Origin of the sequence: Streptomyces sp. CA-146814, assembly GCF_050942385.1 — a bacterium.
Taxonomy (GTDB): domain Bacteria; phylum Actinomycetota; class Actinomycetes; order Streptomycetales; family Streptomycetaceae; genus Streptomyces.
In genome coordinates this window covers 1,752,790-1,774,189 of the sequence record NZ_CP192068.1, presented here as the reverse complement: position 1 = coordinate 1,774,189, position 21,400 = coordinate 1,752,790, and the positions used below count along the sequence as shown (strand labels likewise).

General features: G+C 70.3%; 19 protein-coding genes and 2 pseudogenes. 11 read left to right on the top strand and 10 right to left on the bottom strand.

Annotated features, from left to right (window positions below; genetic code table 11):
* Window positions 1–649: 649 nt before the first annotated feature.
* Window positions 650–1,279, bottom strand: a complete 630-nt coding sequence (locus ACQP09_RS07870; protein ID WP_433397053.1) for a hypothetical protein — start codon at window positions 1,277–1,279, stop codon at window positions 650–652.
* A gap of 171 nt (window positions 1,280–1,450) precedes the next feature.
* On the opposite strand from ACQP09_RS07870, the pseudogene ACQP09_RS07865 reads away from it, so the two are divergent.
* Window positions 1,451–1,555: pseudogene (locus tag ACQP09_RS07865) on the top strand (glutamine synthetase); the annotation flags it as partial.
* A gap of 63 nt (window positions 1,556–1,618) precedes the next feature.
* A pseudogene (locus ACQP09_RS07860) lies at window positions 1,619–1,720 on the top strand (IS5/IS1182 family transposase); the annotation flags it as partial.
* Window positions 1,721–1,751: 31 nt separating this feature from the next.
* Here ACQP09_RS07860 and ACQP09_RS07855 read toward each other — a convergent pair.
* The 3 genes from ACQP09_RS07855 to ACQP09_RS07845 form a co-directional block, all read right to left on the bottom strand.
* Window positions 1,752–2,225, bottom strand: a complete 474-nt coding sequence (locus ACQP09_RS07855) for a hypothetical protein (protein WP_433406850.1) — start codon at window positions 2,223–2,225, stop codon at window positions 1,752–1,754.
* 81 nt (window positions 2,226–2,306) lie between these two features.
* Window positions 2,307–2,603 (bottom strand): hypothetical protein, encoded by a 297-nt coding sequence (locus ACQP09_RS07850; RefSeq protein ID WP_433397051.1) that lies wholly within the window; start codon window positions 2,601–2,603, stop codon window positions 2,307–2,309.
* Window positions 2,604–2,697: 94 nt separating this feature from the next.
* Window positions 2,698–3,036 carry a hypothetical protein gene (locus ACQP09_RS07845; RefSeq protein WP_433397049.1) on the bottom strand — a complete coding sequence of 113 codons (339 nt, stop codon included), beginning with the start codon at window positions 3,034–3,036 and terminating at the stop codon, window positions 2,698–2,700.
* 158 nt (window positions 3,037–3,194) lie between these two features.
* Here ACQP09_RS07845 and ACQP09_RS07840 point away from each other — a divergent pair, with 158 nt between their 5' ends.
* On the top strand, window positions 3,195–3,959 hold the full coding sequence (locus ACQP09_RS07840) for a GntR family transcriptional regulator (protein ID WP_433397048.1): 765 nt from the start codon (window positions 3,195–3,197) through the stop codon (window positions 3,957–3,959).
* A gap of 59 nt (window positions 3,960–4,018) precedes the next feature.
* On the opposite strand, the gene ACQP09_RS07835 is transcribed toward ACQP09_RS07840, so the two are convergent.
* Both ACQP09_RS07835 and ACQP09_RS07830 read right to left on the bottom strand, forming a co-directional pair.
* A complete protein-coding gene (locus tag ACQP09_RS07835; RefSeq protein WP_433406518.1) occupies window positions 4,019–4,564 on the bottom strand; it encodes a GNAT family N-acetyltransferase in 546 nt (181 codons plus the stop codon).
* 72 nt (window positions 4,565–4,636) lie between these two features.
* Window positions 4,637–5,236 (bottom strand): TetR family transcriptional regulator, encoded by a 600-nt coding sequence (locus tag ACQP09_RS07830; RefSeq protein ID WP_433397046.1) that lies wholly within the window; start codon window positions 5,234–5,236, stop codon window positions 4,637–4,639.
* Window positions 5,237–5,404: 168 nt separating this feature from the next.
* On the opposite strand from ACQP09_RS07830, the gene ACQP09_RS07825 reads away from it, so the two are divergent.
* Together ACQP09_RS07825 and ACQP09_RS07820 are read left to right on the top strand one after the other, a co-directional pair.
* On the top strand, window positions 5,405–6,904 hold the full coding sequence (locus tag ACQP09_RS07825) for an MDR family MFS transporter (protein ID WP_433406517.1): 1,500 nt from the start codon (window positions 5,405–5,407) through the stop codon (window positions 6,902–6,904).
* 221 nt (window positions 6,905–7,125) lie between these two features.
* Window positions 7,126–7,932: a putative protein N(5)-glutamine methyltransferase gene (locus ACQP09_RS07820; protein WP_433397044.1), complete on the top strand. Its 807-nt coding sequence runs from the start codon at window positions 7,126–7,128 to the stop codon at window positions 7,930–7,932.
* Here the strand turns inward: ACQP09_RS07820 and ACQP09_RS07815 are convergent.
* The gene (locus ACQP09_RS07815; RefSeq protein WP_433397042.1) at window positions 7,925–8,446 is read right to left on the bottom strand and encodes a pyridoxamine 5'-phosphate oxidase family protein; all 522 of its coding nucleotides are present in this window, start codon (window positions 8,444–8,446) and stop codon (window positions 7,925–7,927) included. The genes ACQP09_RS07820 and ACQP09_RS07815 overlap by 8 nt on opposite strands.
* Window positions 8,447–8,612: 166 nt before the next feature.
* Between ACQP09_RS07815 and ACQP09_RS07810 the strand changes: the two genes are divergently transcribed.
* Window positions 8,613–11,609 (top strand): bifunctional [glutamine synthetase] adenylyltransferase/[glutamine synthetase]-adenylyl-L-tyrosine phosphorylase, encoded by a 2,997-nt coding sequence (locus ACQP09_RS07810; protein ID WP_433397040.1) that lies wholly within the window; start codon window positions 8,613–8,615, stop codon window positions 11,607–11,609.
* A 151-nt stretch (window positions 11,610–11,760) separates the two neighbouring features.
* On the opposite strand, the gene ACQP09_RS07805 is transcribed toward ACQP09_RS07810, so the two are convergent.
* Window positions 11,761–12,372, bottom strand: a complete 612-nt coding sequence (locus ACQP09_RS07805; protein ID WP_433397038.1) for a TetR/AcrR family transcriptional regulator — start codon at window positions 12,370–12,372, stop codon at window positions 11,761–11,763.
* A gap of 117 nt (window positions 12,373–12,489) precedes the next feature.
* Here ACQP09_RS07805 and ACQP09_RS07800 point away from each other — a divergent pair, with 117 nt between their 5' ends.
* Entirely contained in the window at window positions 12,490–13,971 is a 1,482-nt protein-coding gene (locus ACQP09_RS07800; protein WP_433397036.1) for an APC family permease, read from the top strand.
* Between the two features lie 23 nt (window positions 13,972–13,994).
* Entirely contained in the window at window positions 13,995–15,596 is a 1,602-nt protein-coding gene (locus tag ACQP09_RS07795; protein ID WP_433397034.1) for an amidohydrolase, read from the top strand.
* A gap of 73 nt (window positions 15,597–15,669) precedes the next feature.
* On the opposite strand, the gene ACQP09_RS07790 is transcribed toward ACQP09_RS07795, so the two are convergent.
* Both ACQP09_RS07790 and ACQP09_RS07785 read right to left on the bottom strand, forming a co-directional pair.
* Window positions 15,670–16,569: a phosphatase PAP2 family protein gene (locus ACQP09_RS07790; RefSeq protein ID WP_433397032.1), complete on the bottom strand. Its 900-nt coding sequence runs from the start codon at window positions 16,567–16,569 to the stop codon at window positions 15,670–15,672.
* 97 nt (window positions 16,570–16,666) lie between these two features.
* Window positions 16,667–17,734, bottom strand: a complete 1,068-nt coding sequence (locus tag ACQP09_RS07785; protein WP_433397030.1) for a LacI family DNA-binding transcriptional regulator — start codon at window positions 17,732–17,734, stop codon at window positions 16,667–16,669.
* Between the two features lie 372 nt (window positions 17,735–18,106).
* Here ACQP09_RS07785 and ACQP09_RS07780 point away from each other — a divergent pair, with 372 nt between their 5' ends.
* Genes ACQP09_RS07780 through ACQP09_RS07770 form a run of 3 tightly spaced genes read left to right on the top strand, consistent with a single transcriptional unit; the run spans window position 18,107 to window position 21,292 of the window.
* A complete protein-coding gene (locus ACQP09_RS07780) occupies window positions 18,107–19,378 on the top strand; it encodes an extracellular solute-binding protein (protein ID WP_403107670.1) in 1,272 nt (423 codons plus the stop codon).
* A 19-nt stretch (window positions 19,379–19,397) separates the two neighbouring features.
* The gene (locus tag ACQP09_RS07775) at window positions 19,398–20,417 is read left to right on the top strand and encodes a carbohydrate ABC transporter permease (RefSeq protein WP_433397028.1); all 1,020 of its coding nucleotides are present in this window, start codon (window positions 19,398–19,400) and stop codon (window positions 20,415–20,417) included.
* Complete coding sequence (locus ACQP09_RS07770; RefSeq protein ID WP_433397027.1) at window positions 20,414–21,292, top strand: sugar ABC transporter permease; 879 nt, start codon at window positions 20,414–20,416, stop codon at window positions 21,290–21,292. Before ACQP09_RS07775 ends, ACQP09_RS07770 begins: the two co-directional genes overlap by 4 nt.
* Window positions 21,293–21,400 lie beyond the last annotated feature (108 nt).

The window sequence follows — 21,400 nt, the reverse complement described above, 5'->3', positions numbered from 1 at the left end:
ACATTGACACATACGGGATTTGAGCGCAGCGTGGCACGTCAGAGACGTCGCACGAGAAGCACAACGCTGACGCGTTCCGATGGATCAGCAGTGCATCCTCCGGTGCTGGCAGAGGCAGTACGCAGGACTGAGCGAGGCGCACATCGGGCCTTCCGCGGGGCGGCCGGGCCGAAGCAGATGTGTGCTGGGCCGGTTGTTACGGGTTTCTCTACCTCATCAAGGCACCCGGCTGCGCTCCGCTCCGCCGGGCGCGCTTCCCGGCTCTGGCTGCGCCCGCGCTCCTGCCTTCGGCCCGCTCGGCGCTGCCGCCGCCGACGCGCGCCCGCAGTGGATAGGCCCGTGGGGCATGAGACGAGAACCAAGCCCGCGGCTTCAAGAGGATGCCTCCGGCGGGGGCGCTCAGACTCCGGGATGGGAGGGGCACCGTTCGCGAGTGCCGGCCGGAACGGGGCGAGCATCGTGGGGCTCCCATCCCGACCACCTTCGACCCAGGCAGAGCCGAGCAGTCGCGGCCCAGGGCGTCGAGGTCGTTCGTACAGTGGCGCGCTCCACCTTGATGCCCTGAACCACGACTGCTCCACGGTGTGTGGGTCGAAGGCGGACGGGATGGGAGCCGGGGCGAGTGGTGGGTGAGGCGAGCCTCTACCCGCTACTGGTCCAGTTGTCCTGTGTCGAAGCTAGGGGCGTCTCCGCCTAGCGCTGCCCTGGCCGCAGCAATGAAGTGATTTCTGGCTTCAACCCTTATCGGTTCCGATGTAGACCCATTCGCGTCAGCCAACATGAATAGTCTCTCCGTGGAATTACCGGCGTTCTCACCAGAAATCCGGTTGGCGTCATGGAGTGCGTCATAATTCGAGATCCAAAGATCGTGGGCTGAGGCGGCAACCTCCGCGGTTCCCTCAATGGAAACCTTCACAGCCGCTTCCCTCAATCGCTTCACTGCTGCCTCGGCTTCCCTCCAGGGCGGCCTAGGTGGATCGTTGGGGAGGCCGACTGGGAGGCCCTTCCACACATCATCCATATATTCATCGAACTCGTGAGCGGCACGGAGAACTTCAAGATAGGCGCCCCGACGTGCCTCCCGATGTAGAATTCGCCGCCCTTCGGCACGATCCCGCCGCTTTTCCCGCGCCTCCTGACGCCCTTTAAGTAGGGTGAATGCGCCGGTTACTGCGACACCGGCGAGCGCGCTTCCGGCCCCAACCAGGGCTATCCATCTGTCGGCCATGTTGAGTATTGAAGCAGAGAGCGCCCGCACGCGGGATGCAATGGCCGTCAAGTCAAGTGTGGGCTTGCTGCGTCGTGTCGGTCGAGGCGCGGCCAGCCCCAGCTTCCGGCGAGGCTGGGGCCGTCCGTGGGCCGTGCAAGGGAACCCGACAGTGAACAACGTTGACAATCGTTGACACCTCAGCTGCAGGTCGGAGCGCTAGTCGATGCGTTGCCTCAGGTCGAGGACGCTACAGATCACTTCCTCCGCAACGAGAAGCAGGAGTGGGAGGAGTACCGCAGCGAGGTCACGGCGTTCGAGCTGGAGAACCTGCTGCCGGTGCTGTAAGGCTTGCGCATACGGCTTCGGGCCGACGGCATGAACACCGTCGGCCCGACGCCGTTTTTCGTCAGACACACCAGCTTCAACCACGAGCGTTACCGGCGCCGAAACGAAGTCGAGCGGACCATCAATCAACTCAAGAAATATCGGTCTGTAGCGCTCCGTTGCGACGCATACAGGCTTACGCCAACGCGACTATCGGTCAGCAATCGGACTGAGTCGCGGAGCGAAAGACGTGCTCTTGCCCTTCGTTGTCCTCGAACTCGACAATGAATGACAAGCCCATCTCGCTCAGAGCTGCGAGAAGGTCAGCGATGCGGTCGGGGTCCACGAATCCGCGGAACGTCACAGGATCGAGTGGCAGCAGTTCGAGCTCGGCGAAGGCGGTCTCGACCGCGAACTCGGTCCAGCCCGAGCGGCGGGCCCCCCAGCCGGCGGAGTGGAACATCTCGGCCGCGCGTTGAGCGTTGGCAGTCGCTGTGAGGGCCCCCCATACGTTGTTGCCGTGTTCAGCCTGTACCTGAGCAGCGGCGTCGAGACGTGGCCCACCTGTCCCGCCAGAGGTGAAGTTCACGCTGGACGGTATCAGGCAGCTGTCTCCCGTTTGATGATCAGCCGGACAGACCCTCAGGGCGGCACCGCTGCCGTTGGACAGCGTGTTGCCGGCAGCGGTCACGAGTACGCCACAAGAGGGGTTCGGGTTCGGTGTGGCACTTCGACGGGCCTTGGGTGGCGAGGAATTCGGGTCCGACGGGCACTACACCGGCGGCGTCCCCGGCGGTGAAGGTGTCGGCGGTGGGTTGGGCAGCGGTGGGCCCGGGTTGGGTGGGGGCTGCCCGGGGTTGCCTCGGTGTTTGGCGTTCGGGGGGACCTTGCGGGGCGGCAGGCCGTAGACGCCGAGGGGCGGGAACAGGTCCACGCGGCGCGGGTAGTTCCCCTCCGCGCACTCGTCGCAGAGCAGGTCGCGGCCGGCCTCCGTGTGGCGGGCCGCCGTGACCGGGGCGGTCCAGCAGGCCTCGCAGGTGCGGACGTCCGTCGCGGACAGGGTGATCATCAGGGCCTCCCGGGGTGGGCCGGAGGTAAGGCGTGAGGTACCTGCATACGCATGAAGTGCCTCCTTCTCGTGGTGAGTTGGCGAACTGTGCCCCTTACGCGCGGGTCTCGCGCCACGCGCGGACCAACTTCGTCGCGGTGGAGCAGGCCGAGCCCGCGCGGCAGGCGTCGCACGTCGTCGTATGGGCGAGCAGGTCGCGGTAGGCCGCGTCGGGCATGTCGGTCGTGGTCACGGTCGCCTCTCTGCTGATCTCGGCCCAGACGAATTCGGCGGTGCGGGTGACGGTGTGTCCGAAGTGGTCGGCGGTGGCCAGGGCGGCGAGGACGGCCGCGTGTTCGGCCTCGGTGAGCTCGGTGGGGAGGTCCGCTTCGACGCGGATACCGGCCTCGGTGTCGGCCACGCGCGGCTCGGTGCCGATGGCTGCGGTGAGCATGCCGGTCAGTGCCGCTGCCCGCGCTTGTGCTGAGCGCACACTTCTCCCCTGGTGAAGCCGATGTCACTCCATGTAATGCTGAATACTCAGCTTCAACCTGATTGGTTAGCTTTGTCAATATCGAGCCCTGAACGCCGCACCCTCACGGAGCCGCCGAAATGCCTCGCGATACCCCGTACTTGCAGGTGGCCGACAAGATCCGTGCCCGGGTGCTGTCGGGTGAATGGGCGGTCGGTGACAAGCTGCCGTCCCGCACCCGGTTCGCCAAGGAGTACGGCGTCGGTCAGTCCGTCGCCCAGCGTGCCATGGAGCGCCTGATCATCGAGGGCATCCTCGAAGGCCGCGCCGGTTCCGGCACGTACGTCCGCAAAGCCCGCCAGCGCCTCAGGATGGTCCGCTCACGCCTCCGTCAGGAGCGGAACGGCTCCCCGTTCCGCGCCGACCTGAAGGACCACGGCGGCGAGGGCACCTGGGAGTGCAACAGCCGCGCCCGGGTCCCCGCCACGGAAGACATCGCCGCCCGGCTGGCGATCAAGCCCGGCGACCTCTGTGTCATGACCCACTACGAGTTCCTCGCGGACGGTCAGCCGGCGCAGCTCGCCACGAGTTGGGAGCCCATGGCCATCACCGGCGGTACGGAGGTCCTGCTGCCGGAGATGGGACCGCGCGGCAAGATCGGCGTGGTCGCCCGTATGCGCTCCATCAACGTGAACATCTCCACCGCACTCGAGATGCCGCGACCGGCCCGCGCCACACGCGAGCAGGCGAACTTCCTCAACATCTCCGTGGGCAGCCTGGTCACCCAACTGGAGCGCATCTACTTCGATTCGGAGGGCCGTCCGGTCGAGACCGCAGACATCATCGTCCCGGACATCCGCTGGGAGATCGCGTACGAGATCGACGTCGACGACTCCCGGTTCTGAGCCGGGTCGGTCCTGAGGGCGGCTTCCGCGCCACGGTGCGGTGAGCCGCCTTCGGGCCGTCAGGCCGTGATGACGGACGGGCCCGTGAAGTCGGTGGCCAGCGCGTCCATCAAGACCTCGTCGCACACCTCGCCGAGCCAGTAGCCCGCCTCTCGCAAGGTCCCGGCGGTCCGGAAGCCGGCCTTCTCGTAGGCGCGCCGCCCCGCCTTGTTGGGGGCCAGGACCTTCAGCCAGACCATGCGCAGGTTGGTGATGTGGAACGCGTAGTCCAGCACCAGCCGGGTGGCCCCCGTACCCAGCCCGCGCCCGCGCGCCTCGGGGGCCAGCATCACGACGTACTCCGCCGTGCGGACGGACGGGTCGGGCAGCAGCGTCGCCACCCCGGCCGGGACGGGGCTGCCGGCGGCGAGGTCGTACACCGTGAAGCGGATGTTGTCCCCGCGCAGTTGATGGGCCATGCCCTCCGTGCGGGCCTCCAGGGACTCCGGCTGCTGGCGCCCGTAGCCGACTAGGAGTGCGGGGTCCTGCTCCCAGCGCCAGTACGTCTCCACCAGGTCCGCCCGGTACGGGCCGAGCGCGCAGGTGTCGGTGCCGATCCAGAGGATGGGGTCAGGTGCGGTGCTGATGGTGGGCTCCGAAAGGTCGCAGAGACGGGCGGGGCATCAGCGTGCCACCCCTCACCCGAACCCCCGCCCCATCTCGTCCAGCACCTCGTCGATCACCGCCGCAGGATCCCGGGCCAGGTCCTCCTCGATCCACATGCGCATCGCGATCCGGAGTGAGGCGAGGAAGCCCGCCGCCAGCACGATCGGGCGGACCGGGGCCGAGGCCGGGCCCGGGCGGGAGGACACCGCTTCGGCCAGGTCGCGTTCCAGGGCCGCGTGGTTGGCCAACTGGCGGGCCAGGAGGGACGGGTGGCGCATCGCCAGGCGGGTGCGGATCGCCCAGTCGCGTTCGGGAGGTGCGACCCGTTCCGCGAACTGGGCCACCGCCGCTCGCAGCGCCGGCCAGGCCGGTTCGTCGGCGGGGCGGGCGCGGACCGTGCGGACCAGGGCCCGGATCTGCTGCTCCTCGCCGTAGAGGAGGGCGTCCTCCTTGTTGGTGAAGTAGTTCGAGAACGTCCGGCGGGAGATCCCGGCCGCGTCCGCCACCGCCTCCACCGTCACCTGGTCGAAGCCGTGCTCCACGGTCAGGCGCAGGGTCGCCTCGTGCACGGCCTGCCGGGTGGCTTCCTTCTTGCGTTCCCGGAGTCCCGGGGCCGCGGTGCTGCTGTCCATGGAGGCATTATCCCCCGGACCTGAAATTGTTGCTCAGTGGGCAAAATTGCGCAGTGTGCATGTATGGTGAAGTCTTCTCCCCCCGTACGAACCTTCCGGAGGTTGCGCGTGAGCGCAGCACACACCACCGCCGCCCCGGCCGGGGCGCCCGCGCCCGCCCCCGTACCGATGGACCACCGCCACGTCCTGCGGGCCCTCAGCGGGCTGCTCATCGTGCTGTTCGTCGCCATGATCAGCACCACCGTGGTCTCGGTCGCGCTGCCGCAGATCATCGGGTCGCTCGACGGCACCCAGTCGCAGTACACCTGGGTCGTCACCGCGACCCTGCTCGCCTCCACCGCCTCCACGCCGATCTGGGGCAAGCTCGCCGACCTCTTCAGCAAGAAGCTGCTGCTCCAGATAGCCATCGGGATCTTCGTCGTCTCGTCCGTGGCCTGCGGATTCGCCCAGTCCACCGAGCAGCTCATCGCCTTCCGCGCCGTCCAGGGGCTCGGCATGGGCGCGCTCCAGGTGCTCGTCCAGGTGATCATCGCCGCGATGATCAGCCCCAAGGAGCGCGGCCGCTACAACGGTTACCTCGGCGGTGTCATGGCCGTCGCCACCGTCGGCGGGCCGCTGCTCGGCGGGTTCATCACCGACGCCTCCTGGCTCGGCTGGCGCTGGTGCTTCTTCATCGCCGTGCCCTTCACGCTGCTCGCCTCCGTGATGCTCGCCCGCACCCTGCACCTCGCCGAGGTCCGCCGACCCGACACCAAGGTCGACTACCTCGGCGCCTCGCTCATCGCCGCCGGGGTCAGCCTCCTGCTCCTCTGGGTCACCTTCGTCGGCAACGACTTCGACTGGGTCTCCTGGCAGAGCGCCCTCATGGTCGGCGGGAGTGTCGTCATCCTCGGTGCGGCCGTCCTCGTCGAGGCGCGCGTCAAGGAGCCCGTCGTCCCGCTGCACGTCGTCCGCCGCCGCGACCCCGCCCTCGCCATCGTCGCCAGCCTCGCCGTCGGCATGGCGATGTTCGGCGGCGCGGTCTTCCTCGGCCAGTACTTCCAGATCGGCCGCGGCTACTCACCCACCGAGGCGGGGCTCCTCACCATCCCGCTCATGGCGGGCGTGCTCGTCTCCTCCACCGTCGCCGGACGCCTCGTCTCCAAGACCGGCAAGGTCAAGCCGTACATCGTCACCGGTGTCGTCGTCCTCGCCCTCGGCTTCCTAGGGCTCTCCTTCATCGACCACGAAACACCGCTCGTCGCCGTGTCGTTGGGGATGCTCGGGGTGGGGGCCGGTGTCGGTATGTCGATGCAGAATCTGGTGCTCGTCCTCCAGAACACCGTGCCCCTCAGCGAGATCGGCGCGGCCAGCGGAGCCATCACCTTCTTCCGCTCCCTCGGCGGCACCATGGGTGTCTCCGTCCTCGGTGCGGTCCTCGCCCACCAGGTCGCGAACAAGATCGCCGACGGGCTCACCCGGTTGGGCATCGATCCCGCCGCCTCCGGCTCCGGCGGGTCCACCCTGAACGTCGCCGCCATGCCGCCGCAGATCCAGGAGGTCGTCCGGGCCGCCTACGGGGACGCCACCGGGCACATCTTCCTCATCTCGGCCGGCATCGCGGTGGTCGGTGTCGTCGCGTCGTTGTTCCTCACGCCGACCAAGCTGCGTGACAGCGTGGATCTGTAGCCGGCCGGACGGCAGCCCGCGCCCAGGGGCGCGGGCTGTTGTACTGTTACGACCCCTCGTGCACCGGTACGGGGACGGACCGAGGAGGTGGGACCCATCAACGCTCGATCAGGCCGGGTGCTCACCTCGTACGATCGCGTCGACCGACCGGCGTAAGCCGGCCGGACGGCTCTGACCGATCGCGGAGCGCCCATGGGATTTCCCGAAAGGCATTGCCCCGCATGTCGGTTCACCCCGTGAGTTCCTTCTCCACCACCGCCTCCACCCTCCGCCGCGCCGGATGCGTCTTCGCCGAGGACGAGGCCCGTCTCCTCCATGAGGCCGCCGCCTCCCCGGCCGTGCTGGCCCGGCTCGTCGCGGAACGCGCCGCCGGGCTTCCGCTCGAACACGTCCTGGGCTGGGCCGAGTTCCGCGGCCGGCGGATCGCCGTGGACACCGGCGTCTTCGTGCCCCGGCGCCGTACCGAGTTCCTGGTGGCGCAGGCCGCCGCCCTCGCGCCCCGCCGGGCCGTCGTCGTCGACCTCTGCTGCGGCTCGGGCGCGCTCGGCGTCGCGCTCGCCACCGAGGCGTCCGCCACGCTGGGCCCGGTCGAGCTGCACGCCTGTGACGTCGAACCCGCCGCCGTACGCTGCGCCCGGCGCAACATCGGCGGTCTCGGGCAGGTCTACGAGGGCGACCTCTTCGCTCCCCTTCCCGCCGGTCTGCGCGGCCGCGTCGACGTGCTGCTGGCCAACGTCCCGTACGTACCGACCGCCGACGTCGAGCTGCTCCCGGCCGAGGCCCGCGTCCACGAACCGCGCGTAGCCCTGGACGGTGGCGGCGACGGGCTCGACGTCATGCGCCGCGTCGCCGCCGAGGCGCCCGGGTGGCTTGCGCCGTGCGGCAGCCTGCTGGTGGAGGCCGGCGAGCGGCAACGGGACGCGGCGGTGCGCGTTCTCCGCGACGCCGGGCTCGTCCCGCGCGTGGTGGTCTGCGAGGAGCTGTACGCGACCGTCGTCATCGGCACGGCCCCGGAGCGGCTCACGTGAAGCGGTAGCGCGTCTGGCTGTACGGCTCTCCCTTGCCGAAGCCGAACACCGTACGGGGATGGACCGCGAACACGTGTGCGTGGCCCGCCTCCGGCTGGACGAAGCTGCCGTCCGCCACGTCGAAGTGCGAGTCACCGCCGTACTTCGCCTCCCACTCCCGGGCCAGGACGGTCAGCCGGGCGTGGTCCGTCACCCGGTCCGCCCGGCCCTCGACCACCACGTCGAAGCCCGAGTCGAGAGCGTTCGCGCCCGTCGTCAGGACCACCTCGGGGTTGGCGGTGAGGTTGCGCGCCTTGCGCTCCGCCGGGCCCGTACAGAAGTGGAGGGCGCCCTGTGACCAGACGCCGATGAGCGGGGTGACGTGCGGGCGGCCGTCGGGGCGGACGGTGGAGAGCCAGTACAGCGGGGCGCCGGTGAGCACGGCGGCCGTCTCCGGCCAGGGACGGGCCGTCGCGCCCTCGCTGCTGTAGCGGGCGTCCAGCTCGGTGGTGGGCGGCTGCTCGGTGGTGGACATGGTTCCTCCGCGGGGCGTCAGGGGGTGCTGTCAGGTGCTTTCCCGGTGGGTGGACTCCGCCCCCGCACCGAATTCATCGGCACAGGACTAGGCTCGGAGAGCTGGGCGCGGTGAGAGAGCGGCCGAGCGGTTACGCAGATCGGGTCGGGCGGCGGGAGAGCGTGCAATGACGACGGTGCCGGGACGCAGGAGCAGTACGTTCATCAGGCTGCTGCGGCACGGATTCACCGACCCGTCCGCCGCCGAGCGGTTCCTGGAGCTGGACGACCTCGCCTCCGTACGGTCCGATCCCGTCCTCCTGGAGGCGCTCGGCGCCACCGCCGACCCCGATCTGGCCCTGCGCGGCCTCGTCCGGCTCGTGGAGGCCGAGGAGGAGGGCGAGCGGCAGGTGCTGCTCGACACCCTCGTCACCGCCAAGCCCCTGCGCGACCGGCTCCTCGGCGTGCTCGGCGCGTCCGAGGCGCTCGGCGACCATCTGGCCCGGCACCCGCGCGACTGGCAGGCGCTCGTCACGTACGAGTCGATCGACCTCAACCCGGGCGTCGCCGAGTTCGAGCGCGGGCTCGCCGACGCCGTCGACCCGGACTCGCTGCGCGTCGGGTACCGCCGGTGCATGCTCACCCTGGCCGCCCGCGACGTCTGCGGCACCACCGGCATCGCCCAGACCGCCGCCGAACTGGCCGACCTCGCCACCGCCACCCTCCGCGCCGCCCTCGCCATCGCCCGTACGGCGGCCCCCGAGGACGCGGCGCAGTGCCGGCTCGCCGTCGTCGCGATGGGCAAGTGCGGCGGGCACGAGCTGAACTACGTCTCCGACGTCGACGTGATCTTCGTCGGCGAGGCGCGTGACGGGGTCGAGGAGCACAAGGCCATGCAGGCCGCCACCCGGCTGGCCGCCCACATGATGCGGATCTGCTCCGAGACCACCGCCGAAGGCACGATCTGGGAGGTCGACGCCAACCTCCGGCCCGAGGGCCGCAACGGGCCGCTCGTCCGCACCCTCAGCTCGCACCTCGCCTACTACCAGCGGTGGGCCAAGACCTGGGAGTTCCAGGCGCTGCTGAAGGCGCGCGCGGTCGCCGGTGACCCGGAGCTCGGCCAGGAGTACGTCGACGCCGTCTCGCCGCTCGTCTGGCAGGCCGCCGACCGCGAGAACTTCGTCCCCGACGTGCAGAAGATGCGCCGCCGCGTGGTCGACAACATCCCCGTCGACCGCATAGACCGCGAGCTGAAGCTCGGGCCCGGCGGGCTGCGGGACGTCGAATTCGCCGTCCAGCTCCTCCAGTTGGTGCACGGGCGCAGCGACGCCTCGCTGCACAGCGGGACCACGCTGGAGGCCCTGCGGGCGCTCGCCGAGGGCGGGTACGTCGGCCGCGCGGACGCCGCCCAGCTGGACGAGGCGTACCGCTTCCTGCGCTCCATGGAGCACCGCATCCAGCTCTACCGGCTGCGCCGCACCCACCTGGTCCCCGAGGACGAGGCGGATCTGCGGCGGCTCGGGCGATCGCTCGGGATGCGGACCGACCCGGTCGCCGAGCTGAACAAGGCGTGGCGGCGGCACGCCTCCGTCGTCCGGCGGCTGCACGAGAAGATCTTCTACCGGCCGCTGCTGGACGCCGTCGCCCAGCTGGCGCCCGGCGAATCCCGGCTCAGCACCAAGGCGGCCGCGATCCGGCTGGAGGCGCTCGGGTACGCGGACCCGGCGGCGGCCCTGCGCCATCTGGAGGCCCTCTCCTCCGGGGTCTCGCGCAAGGCGGCGATCCAGCGGACGCTGCTGCCGGTGCTGCTCGGCTGGTTCGCGGACTCGGCCGACCCGGACGCCGGGCTCCTCGGCTTCCGCAAGGTGTCCGACGCGCTCGGCAAGACCCCGTGGTACCTGCGGCTGCTGCGCGACGAGGGGGCGGCGGCGGAGAACCTCGCCCGGGTCCTCTCCGCCGGCCGCCTCGCCCCGGACCTGCTGATGCGGGCCCCGGAGGCGGTGGCGATCCTGGGCGACCCGGAGGGGCTCACCCCGCGCACCCGCGAGCACCTGGAGCAGGAGGTGCTGGCGGCGGTGGGGCGTGCGGGGGGCGCGGAGCCGGCGATCGCGGTGGTACGAGGCGTGCGGCGGCGGGAACTGTTCCGTACGACGGCTGCCGACATCATCGGCTCGTACGGCACCGAGGACAGCCCGGCCGAGCAGGACCACGGGGCCCTCGTCGACCGCGTCGGCTCCGCCGTCACCGACCTCAACGCCGCCACCATCGCGGGCGCGCTGCGGGCCGCCGTACGCGAGCAGTGGGGCGACACCCTGCCGACCCGGTTCGCCGTCATCGGCATGGGCCGCTTCGGTGGCCACGAGCTGAGTTACGGCTCCGACGCCGACGTCCTCTTCGTGCACCGGCCGCGCGAGGGCGTGAGCGACGAGGAGGCGGCGCGGGCGGCCAACGCGGTGGTGGGGGAGATGCGGCGGCTGCTCCAACTTCCCACCGCCGACCCGCCGTTGCTCATCGACGCCGACCTGCGGCCCGAGGGCAAGACCGGGCCGATGGTGCGGACGCTGAAGTCGTACGGGGCGTACTACCGGCGCTGGTCGCTGACGTGGGAGAGCCAGGCGCTGCTGCGGGCCGAACGCATGGCGGGCGACGCGGAGTTGGGGCGCGAGTTCATCGAGCTGGTGGACCCGTTGCGGTATCCGGCGGAAGGGCTCGGGGACGACGCCGTACGCGAGATCCGCCGGCTCAAGGCGCGGATGGAGTCCGAGCGGATGCCGCGCGGCGCGGACCCCACGCTCCACGCGAAGCTGGGGCGGGGCGGGTTGAGCGATGTCGAGTGGACCGTGCAGCTGATGCAGATGCAGCACGGGTGGGCGGAGCCGGGGCTGCGGACGACCCGTACGCGGGAGGCGCTGGCGGCGGCGTGCGCGGCGGAGCTGATCCCGGGCGAGGACGCGCAGATGCTGGACGAGGCGTGGGTGCTGGCCACGCGGGTGCGGAACGCGGTGATGCTGGTGCGGGGGCGGTCGGGCGACACGTTCCCGTCGGACCCGCGGGAGTTGGCGGCGGTGGGGCGGTACCTGGGGTACGAGCCGGGGCATGTCGGGGACATGTTGGACGACTACCGGCGGATCACGCGGAGGGCTCGGGCGGTGGTGGAGGAGCGGTTCTACGGGGCGGTGGTCTAGGCGCGTCCTCGCGGGGCTCCGCCCCGGGCCCCGCTCCTCAAACGCCGGAGGGGCTGGGATTGCGGGCCTCCGCCGAGGCCAGGTGCCCCCGTGCGCCGGCGGAAAGATGTCCTCAAACGCCGGACGGGCTGGAATGGGCGGACGGGCTGGATTAGCGCGGGCCCAGATGGGACCGGCAGTGGTTCACGAACGCCTTCAGTGCCAGTTCGAACGCCGCGTCCGCTCGTCCCGGCCCCGTCGCCGCCAGGGCCTCCGCCAGGCTCTCCGTCCCTGACGGGTCCTGCGGCAGTTCCCACATCGTCTCCGGGGCCGCCAGGTCCAGCGCCGAGCCCAGGACCAGGTTCTCCAGGGCCGTGATCACCGTCATCACCTCCGCCACCGGGAAGCCCACCTCCAGGAGCAGGCGGACCGCGCGTTCGTACTGCTCCAGCACCTTCGGGGCCCGTACCGGTGACGTCATGAGCAGCGGGATCGCGTGCGGGTGGGCGGCGAAGGCGGCCCGGTAGGAGCGGGCCCAGGCGGTCAGGGCCGTGTCCCAGGGGTGGAGGTCCAGTGTGGCCGTGTCGATCGACGCGCTGACACGTTCGCGGACCAGTTCGATCACCCCGGCCCGGCCGTCCACATGGTGGTACACCGATCCCGTCTGTACCCCCAGCCGCCGTGCCACCTGCGGGACGCTGAACTCGCCCTGCTCGTCGATGAGTTCGAGCGCCGTGGCGCCGATGCGCTCCCGGTCGAGCAGCGGCGTGCGCGGCCGTCCCATGTGTGCGTCTCCTGATCTGCGTCGGCGAAAGGTCTTCCCCGATGACCTGGGGTGAGGCTACATTCCCCGAAACCGAAAGGCTTTAGGTTTACCGTCGCGGAAGGGCTCTTCCTGCACATGTCTGCGCCCACCCTCAGGCAAGGCACACTCGGCACCGCCGACATCGCCTTCTTCGTCATCTCCGCCGCCGCCCCGCTCACCGTCATGGCCGGCGTCGCCCCCATCGCCCTCCTCCTCGGCGGCATCGGCGCCCCCGTCGGCTACCTGGTCGCCGGCGTCACCCTCGCGATCTTCACCGTCGGGTTCACCACCATGAGCCGGCACGTCCGCAGCGCCGGGGCCTTCTACGCGTACATCACGCGCGGGCTCGGCAGGCGCGTCGGGATCGCCGCCGCGCTCATCGCCATGCTCGGCTACAACGGCATGGAGATCGGCGTCTACGGGCTCCTCGGCTCCGCCGCCGCCGACACCTCCCACGCCCTCCGGGGCATCGATGTGCCCTGGCTGCCCGTCTCCCTCCTCGGGCTGGCGCTCATCTGGTACGGCGGCTTCCGCTCCATCGACTTCGGCGCCAAGGTCCTCGGTGTTCTGCTGGTCGCCGAGACCGGGATCCTGGTCCTGCTCGCGGCCGGGGTGCTCATCGACGGAGGAACCGCCTCCGGGCTCTCCCCGGCCTCCTTCGCTCCCGGCAACGTCTTCGTCCCCGGCATGGCCGCCGTCCTCGCCTGCGCCTTCGCCGCCTTCACCGGGTTCGAGTCCACCGTCATCTACCGCCGCGAGGCACGTCACCCGGAGCGGACCGTTCCGCGCGCCACCTACATCGCCGTCACCTTCCTCGGCCTCTTCTACGCCTTCATCGTCTGGACCGTCATCCAGGCCTTCGGCGACGAGAGGGTCGTCCAGGCCGCCGCCGACGACCCCGGCGGGCTCTTCTTCTCCGCCATCACCACCTACGTCGGGCCCTGGGCCGCCGACCTGATGCACATCCTCATCGTCACCAGCGTCCTCGCCTCGCTGCTCGCCTTCCACAACGCGATCAACCGGTACGGCCTCGCCCTCGCCGAGGAAGGCGTCCTGCCCGCAGCCCTCGGCCGCGTCCACCCGCGCCACCGCTCCCCGTACGTCGCCGGGGCCGCGCAGACCGTGCTCGGGGCCCTCGTCGTCATCGGGTTCGCCGCCGCCGGGGCCGACCCGTACGCGCAGCTCCTGCTCTGGGTCAACACCCCGGGCATGATCGGGCTCATGGTCCTCCAGCTGCTCGCCGCACTGGCGGTGTTCCGGTTCTTCCGGAAGATCCCGCACCAGGAGGGCGTCCTGCGGACCGTGGTCGCCCCGCTGGTGGCGGCCGTGCTGCTGACCGGGGCCATCGGGCTCGTCTCGTACAACGTGGAGCTGTTCACCGGCGCCTCGACCGGCGTGAACGTCCTCCTCGTCGCGCTCGTGCCCGGCGTCTTCCTGCTCGGGCTCCTCCTCGCCCGCCGCCTCCGGCGCCGCCGGCCCGAGGTGTACGCCTCCTTCGCCGCCGAGCCGCCGGAGGACGGCCGCGACGACCTCCCGGACCCGCCCGCGAAACCCGTCCCCACCTCCGTAACCCTCTGACCAGCATCCAAGGAGCCTCCACCGTGCCGTCCTCAGCCGACCTCCTCATCACCGGAGCCCGTGTCCGCACCCTCGATCCGGACCGGCCCGCCGCCACCGCCGTCGCTGTCCGGGGCGGGACGATCATCGGTGTCGGGGACGCCGACGACCTGCGTGAGCTGCGTGGACCCGGTACCGAGCGGCTCGATCTCGGCGGGGCCACCCTCACTCCCGGGCTCACCGATGCCCACAGCCACCCCGTCTGGGGTCTGGAGATGGCCACCGGCACCGACCTCACCGCCGTCCGCGACCTCGATCAGCTCCGCGCCGCCCTCGCCGCCGCCCCGCGCACCGAGGGGTGGGTGATCGGGTGGGGGCTGGACCACAACGTGTTCGGGCAGCTGCCCGTCAGCCACCAGCACATCGAGGACGCCCTCGGTGGCGCGCCCGCCTTCCTCCGGCTCTACGACGGGCACTCCGCCCTCGCCTCCGCCACCGCCCTGGAGCGGGCCGGCGTCACCGGGCCCCGTACCTTCGGCCAGCGCGCCGAAGTCGTCTGCGATCCGGACGGGCGGCCCACCGGGCACCTCGTCGAGCATGCCGCGATGGATCTTCTCGCTCCGTTCCTGCCCCGGCCCTCCGTGGCCGAGCGGCGGGCCGGGCTGGTGGAGCTGCTCTCCGCGATGGCGGCCACCGGGCTGACCGGGGCACATGTGATGGACCTCGGGGACGGTTCCGTGCCCGCCTTCCTCGCCGCCGTGGAGGAGGACGCCGAGCTTCCCGTACGGCTCCGGCTCGCGCCCTGGTGCATGCCGGGCGTGGACGCGGAAGGGCTGGAGGAGCTGGTCCGGCTCCAGCGTGAGGCCGGGCGGCTGTGGCGGGTCGGCGGGGTCAAGTTCTTCATGGACGGGACCGTCGAGGGCGGCACCGCCTGGCTGGAGGAGGCCGACTGCCACGGGCAGGGCACCGAGGCGTTCTGGCCGGACCCGGCCGCGTACACCGAGGCCGTCACCCACCTCCACCGCGCCGGCGTCCGCACCGCCACCCACGCCATCGGGGACGCGGCGGTACGGCACGTCCTGGACACCGTGGAAGGGCTCGGCGGGAGCGGGAGGCTGCGCCACCGCGTCGAGCACATCGAGTCGATCCCGCACGCGGTGGCGGAGAGGTTCGTCCGGCTCGGCGTGATCGCCTCCATGCAGCCCACCCACACCGCGTACACCCGCGCCGACCACACCGACGCCTGGTCCCGGCGGCTCGGCGACGAACGCGCCGCCCGCGCCTGGCGGTGCCGCGACCTGCGCGACGCCGGGGCCTACCTGGCGCTCGGCTCGGACTGGCCCATCGCCCACTACGACGTACGCCAGGTGCTGGCGACCGCACGGCTGCGGCGGCTTCCCGGCGCGTACGACACCGAGCCCGTCGCCCCGGAACAGGCGCTGACCGGGCTGATGGCCCTGGAAGGGTGCACCTCGCACGCGGCCGTCGCGGCGGGGGAGCAGGGGGTGGCGGGACGGATCGCGCCCGGCTTCCGGGCCGATCTGACCGCCTTCGGGGTGGATCCGGTGGAGGCCCCGGCGGACGAGCTGGGCGAGGCGCCGGTCCGGCTCACGGTCACGGGCGGACGCGTCGTGCACCGGGGGTAGGGCAGCGGAAAGCGGGCGGACATGGCGTCCGCCCGCTTCTCCGTACCGGCTGAGGTCTCCGTCTCCGTACCGGCTAAGGTCTCCGCGCCCCCGCGGGCTCCGGCTCTCCGGCCGGTTCCTCCGACGGCCGTGGCAGCCGGGCCGTCGCCCGTACGCCCGTCAGCCGGCCGCCGCGCTTCGACGGGACCCACTTCGGCAGGTGGTGCGGCAGCGAGCCGTACCAGACGCGGGAGACCGCGTAGCCGAAGGCGAGACAGGCCATGCCGCCGACCGCGTCCAGCCAGAAGTGGTTGGCGGTGGCCACGATGACGACCAGCGTGAGCGTCGGGTAGAGCAGGCCCAGGATGCGGGCCCAGGGCGCCGAGGCCAGGGCGAATATCGTCAGGCCGCACCAGAGGGACCAGCCGATGTGCATCGACGGCATCGCCGCGTACTGGTTCGACATGTTCTTGAAGTTGCCCGAGGCCATCGAGCCCCAGGTCTCGTGCACGAGCACGGTGTCGATGAAGTTCGCGCCGTTCATCAGACGCGGTGGCGCGAGCGGGTAGAGGTAGTAGCCGAGCAGCGCCACCGCCGTCGTCGCGAAGAGGACGAGGCGCGTGGCCGCGTACCGGCCCGGGTGGCGGCGGAAGAGCCAGACGAGGACGCCGATGGTCACGACGAAGTGCAGCGTCGCGTAGTAGTAGTTCATCGACACGATCAGCCAGGTCACGGAGTTGACCGCGTGGTTGACCGTTTCCTCGAAGGCGAGGCCTAGGGACTTCTCCGCCGACCAGATCCAGTCCGCGTTGGCCAGCGCCTGGGTCTTCTGCTCCGGTACGGCGTTGCGTACGAGCGAGTACAGCCAGTAACTGACCGCGATGAGCAGGATCTCGAACCAGAGCCGGGGGCGACCGGGCGATCGCAAGGAGCGGAAGCGGTCCGACCAGCCGGTCTTCCCGTCTTCCTGCGCAGTCACGTCCGTTTCACCCATAGGCAGAGAGTCTTCCATAGAGATTCCCCTGCCCCCGATCATCCTCCGGTCGGGTTCCGGTCGCACATCCTGCATCTCAAGGACGAGGGCGTCGGCCTCAAGGACGAGACGGGAACCCTGAGCCGCCTGCGGGTGCCGTGCCGTTCCCCGTACCGGGTCCCGAGGCCGTCGTCCCGCGCACCACCAGCTCCGGCATGAAGACGAACTCGCTGTGCGGGGCCGGGGTTCCGCCGATCTCCTCCAGCAGCGTGCGCACCGCGGCCTGGCCCATCGCCGTCACCGGCTGGCGGATGGTGGTGAGCGGCGGGTCGGTGAACGCTATGAGGGGCGAGTCGTCGTAGCCGACCACGGAGAGGTCCCGGGGGACCTCCTTGGAGAGCCTGCGGGCCGCGCGGATCGCGCCGAGCGCCATCATGTCGCTCGCGCAGACGACCGCCGTGCAGCCGCGCTCCATCAGCGCGGAGGCGGCGGCCTGGCCGCCCTCCAGCGTGTACAGCGAGTGCTGGATCAGCTCCTCCACCGCTTCCGGGTCCAGGCCCAGCTGCTCGCGCATCGTGACGTGGAAGCCCTCGATCTTGCGGAGCACCGGCACGAAGCGCTTGGGGCCGACCGCGAGGCCGATCCGGGTGTGGCCGAGCGCCACCAGGTGGGTCACCGCCAGCCGCATCGCCGCCCGGTCGTCGGGGGAGATGAAGGGTGCCTGGACCTTGGCGGAGAATCCGTTGACCAGGACGAAGGGGACGCCTTGGCCGCGCAGTTGCTCGTAGCGCTGCATGTCGGCCGAGGTGTCGGCGTGCAGGCCGGAGACGAAGATGATGCCCGAGACGCCCCGGTCCACCAGCATTTCGGTGAGTTCGTCCTCGGTGGAGCCGCCGGGCGTCTGTGTGGCGAGGACCGGTGTGTATCCCTGCCGGGTCAGCGCCTGGCCGATCACCTGGGCCAGCGCCGGGAAGATCGGGTTCTCCAGCTCGGGCGTGATCAGTCCGACCAGGCCCGCGCTGCGCCGGCGCAGCCGTACGGGGCGTTCGTAGCCCAGGACGTCGAGCGCCGCGAGGACGGATTCGCGGGTGGTCGCCGCGACCCCGGGCTTGCCGTTCAGGACTCGGCTGACCGTCGCTTCGCTGACCCCCGCCTGAGTTGCGATATCGGCAAGCCGTGCGGTCATGTCAGTGGACTGTACCGGGCCGGTGTCGGATTGCCCACTGTGCGTCGGCACGGCACACGCACCCCTGTACGGGGCCCGTCCGGGCTTCATGCCTCGGCAAGGCCTTGCAAGCTCTTGCGGTCTTCCACTGCGGGCTGCGGTCGGATCGTCGCACTGCGGTGATGGCGTACGTATCCCGTGCGTGGCCTGCCCTTGCCAGGGTTTCACCGGTTCCGTCAAGGGGCTTGACGGCAACCTTGAGGACACGCGAATGTAACGATCAGCAGGGCTTGCAGAAATCTTCCGCAAGGTCTTTCGGCGGTCTTTCATCCTTGTTACGTTCACGTCGACCCGGCGCCGCGACGGAGCGGTACGGCAGTTGAAGGAGTTCAGATGCGACGTGGCATAACGGCCACCGCCCTGGTCGCGGCCCTGGCGCTCGCGGCGACCGCCTGCGGCAGCGGCGACGAGACCGGCGGCAGCAAGAGCTCGGGCGAGCTCTCCGGCACCGTGACCTGGTGGGACACCTCCAGCGTCGGCAGCGAGGACAAGGTCTTCAAGAAGCTGGCCGAAGGCTTCGAGAAGAAGCACCCGAAGGTCGACGTCAAGTACGTCAGCGTCCCGTTCGGTGACGCGCAGAACAAGTTCAAGAACGCGGCCCAGGCCGGCAGCTCCGCCCCCGACGTGATCCGCTCCGAGGTCGCCTGGACGCCGGACTTCGCCTCCCTCGGCTACCTGGCCCCGCTGGACGGCACCGCCGCCCTGAAGAACCAGGACGACTTCCTGCCGCAGGCCGTCGCGTCCACCAAGTACGAGGACAAGACCTTCGCCGTCCCGCAGGTCATCGACTCCATGGGCATCTTCTACAACAAGAAGCTGATGGAGAAGGCGGGCGTCGAGGCACCCACCAACCTGGCCGAGCTGAAGAGCGTCTCGAAGAAGATCAAGGACAAGACCGGCAAGACCGGTCTCTACCTGCGCGGCGACGACCCGTACTTCTTCCTCTCCTTCCTGTACGGCGAGGGCGGCGACCTGGTCGACGCCGAGTCCAAGACCGTCACCGTGGACAAGCCCGAGGGCGTCAAGGCGTTCAAGGCGGTCAAGGCCCTGGTCGAGGACGGCACCGCGAAGACGGATGCCTCCGACGGCTGGGAGAACATGATGCAGGCGTTCAAGAACGGCGACGTCGCGATGATGATCAACGGCCCCTGGGCCGTCGCCGACACGCTGACCGGCAAGGAGTTCACGGACAAGGACAACCTGGGCATCGCCACGGTCCCGGCCGGCTCCGCCGCGCACGGCGCCCCGCAGGGCGGCCACAACCTCGCCGTCTACGCCGGTTCGAAGAACCTGGAAGCCTCCTACGCCTTCGTCGAGTACATGACGTCCGTGGAGTCCCAGGCCACCGCCGCCGGTGAGCTGAACCTGCTGCCGACGCGCACCTCCGCGTACGCCAAGAAGGAAGCCGTCAACAGCGAGATCGTCGGCTTCTTCAAGCCGGTCGTCGAGACCGCCGTCGAGCGCCCCTGGATCCCCGAGGGCGGCAGCCTCTTCGCCCCGCTCGGCATCGAGTACACCAAGGTCCTCACCAACCAGACCACGCCGGAGAAGGCCGCCAAGACCACCGGCGACGCGTACCGCAAGCTCCTGAAGGACTGGAAGTAACAGGAAGGTTGGCCGACTGATGGCTGTCCACACCAGCCAGTCGGTGGTGAAGGCCGCGGGCGATGACGTCGCCCGCGGCCGGAGCCGCGGTACTGGCACCCCACCACCGGCCCCCGGCCGTTTCCGGCGCGGCCTGTCGACCCACTGGTACGCCTGGACCATGGTCGCCCCGGTCGTCGTCGTGATCAGCGTGATCATCGGCTACCCGCTGCTGCGCGGGATCTACCTGTCGATGACCGACGCCGACGAGCGCAACGTCGCACGCACCATCGGCGTCAACGAACTGCCCGCCACCTACGAGTTCGTCGGCGCGGACAACTACATCGACGCGCTGACCGGCTCGCAGTTCCTCGGCACGCTCGGCTGGACGCTGGTGTGGACGGTCTCCTGCGTGAGCATCACGTTCGCGCTCGGCATGGCGCTGGCCAACATCCTCAACCGCAGGATCGCCGGCCGCTCCGCCTACCGCATGGCCCTCATCCTGCCCTGGGCCATCCCCGGCTTCGTCTCGGTCTTCGCCTGGCGCTTCCTCTACAACGAGGAGCGCGGCCTGCTCAACACGGTCCTCGGCGGCATCGGCATCGACGGCATCCCGTGGCTGAACGACCCGACCTGGGCCAAGTTCGCGGTCATCGCCGTCAACGTCTGGCTCGGCGTCCCGTTCATGATGGTCGCCCTGCTCGGCGGACTGCAGTCCATCCCCTCGGAGCAGTACGAGGCCGCCGAGATGGACGGGGCCACCGCCTGGCAGCGGTTCCGCCACATCACGCTGCCCGGCCTGCGCCCGGTCTCCACCACGGTGATCCTGCTCTCCACCATCTGGACCTTCAACATGTTCCCGGTGATCTTCCTGCTGACCCGCGGCGGACCCGGTGAGGCCACCCAGATCCTCGTCACCCAGGCGTACAAGTTCTCCTTCGAGATCAGCCCGCGCGACTTCGCGCAGTCCTCCACGTGGGGCGTGCTGATCCTCGTACTCCTGATGCTCTTCGCCGTGGTCTACCGGCGAGTCCTGCGCTCCCAGGGAGACAACTGGTGACCACCACCACCGACACCCGCGCGCGTCACGCCGGGGCCAAGGTCCGTCTCCGCGGCGACCGTTCGCCCCTCGCCTCCGTCGCCCTGCACCTCACGCTGATCGTCACCTCGGTGATCGCGGTCTTCCCGGTGCTGTGGGTCCTGCTGACCTCGCTCAAGCCCGCGAAGTACGCGACGACCACGGACTTCTTCCGCGAGACCACGTTCGTCAACTACACGAACCTGATCCGCGACACCGAGTTCCTCGCCTGGTTCGCCAACTCCGCGATCATCGCCGGGCTCTCCACCGTCATCGGTGTCTTCGTCGCCGCCACCACCGGCTACGCGGTGAGCCGCTTCCGCTTCCCCGGCAAGCGCGGGCTGATGTGGACGCTGCTGATCACCCAGATGTTCCCGGTCGCCGTCCTCATCGTGCCGATCTACAACATCATGGCCAACCTGGGCCTGCTCAACCAGCCCGCCGGTCTCGTCATCACCTACCTCACCATCTCGGTGCCGTTCTGCGCCTGGATGATGAAGGGCTTCTTCGACACCATCCCGCGCGAGATCGACGAGTCGGGCGAGGTCGACGGCCTCACCCCGTTCGGCACGTTCTGGCGTCTGATCCTGCCGCTGGCCAAGCCGGGCCTCGCGGTCACCGCGTTCTACTCCTTCATCACCGCCTGGGGCGAGGTGGCGTACGCCTCCGCCTTTTTGGTCGGTGACGAGAACCTGACGCTCGCCGGCGGACTCCAGAAGTTCGTCAACCAGTACGGCGCCCAGTGGGGCCCGATGACGGCCGCCTCCGTGCTCATCGCCATCCCGGCCGCCCTGGTCTTCCTGTTCGCGCAGAAGCACCTGGTCACCGGCATGTCCGCCGGAGCCGTCAAGGGCTGACAACGCCAGGACGACGCCACCACCCGCACGCACCACCGCATTCGTCACGGCGGCGCCGGACACACCCCGACCGGTCACCGGCGCCGCCCCCCACCCAGACACCCCAGG

What these genes read in the sequence shown, in the direction of transcription:
- ACQP09_RS07850 (WP_433397051.1), bottom strand. Translation starts at nt 2,603, where the DNA reads ATGATCACCCTGTCCGCGACGGACGTCCGCACCTGCGAGGCCTGCTGG.
- ACQP09_RS07845 (WP_433397049.1), bottom strand. Translation starts at nt 3,036, where the DNA reads ATGCTCACCGCAGCCATCGGCACCGAGCCGCGCGTGGCCGACACCGAG.
- ACQP09_RS07840 (WP_433397048.1), top strand. Translation starts at nt 3,195, where the DNA reads ATGCCTCGCGATACCCCGTACTTGCAGGTGGCCGACAAGATCCGTGCC.
- ACQP09_RS07830 (WP_433397046.1), bottom strand. Translation starts at nt 5,236, where the DNA reads ATGGACAGCAGCACCGCGGCCCCGGGACTCCGGGAACGCAAGAAGGAA.
- ACQP09_RS07825 (WP_433406517.1), top strand. Translation starts at nt 5,405, where the DNA reads ATGGACCACCGCCACGTCCTGCGGGCCCTCAGCGGGCTGCTCATCGTG.
- ACQP09_RS07820 (WP_433397044.1), top strand. Translation starts at nt 7,126, where the DNA reads ATGTCGGTTCACCCCGTGAGTTCCTTCTCCACCACCGCCTCCACCCTC.
- ACQP09_RS07815 (WP_433397042.1), bottom strand. Translation starts at nt 8,446, where the DNA reads ATGTCCACCACCGAGCAGCCGCCCACCACCGAGCTGGACGCCCGCTAC.
- ACQP09_RS07810 (WP_433397040.1), top strand. Translation starts at nt 8,613, where the DNA reads ATGACGACGGTGCCGGGACGCAGGAGCAGTACGTTCATCAGGCTGCTG.
- ACQP09_RS07805 (WP_433397038.1), bottom strand. Translation starts at nt 12,372, where the DNA reads ATGGGACGGCCGCGCACGCCGCTGCTCGACCGGGAGCGCATCGGCGCC.
- ACQP09_RS07800 (WP_433397036.1), top strand. Translation starts at nt 12,490, where the DNA reads ATGTCTGCGCCCACCCTCAGGCAAGGCACACTCGGCACCGCCGACATC.
- ACQP09_RS07790 (WP_433397032.1), bottom strand. Translation starts at nt 16,569, where the DNA reads ATGGGTGAAACGGACGTGACTGCGCAGGAAGACGGGAAGACCGGCTGG.
- ACQP09_RS07785 (WP_433397030.1), bottom strand. Translation starts at nt 17,734, where the DNA reads ATGACCGCACGGCTTGCCGATATCGCAACTCAGGCGGGGGTCAGCGAA.
- ACQP09_RS07780 (WP_403107670.1), top strand. Translation starts at nt 18,107, where the DNA reads ATGCGACGTGGCATAACGGCCACCGCCCTGGTCGCGGCCCTGGCGCTC.
- ACQP09_RS07775 (WP_433397028.1), top strand. Translation starts at nt 19,398, where the DNA reads ATGGCTGTCCACACCAGCCAGTCGGTGGTGAAGGCCGCGGGCGATGAC.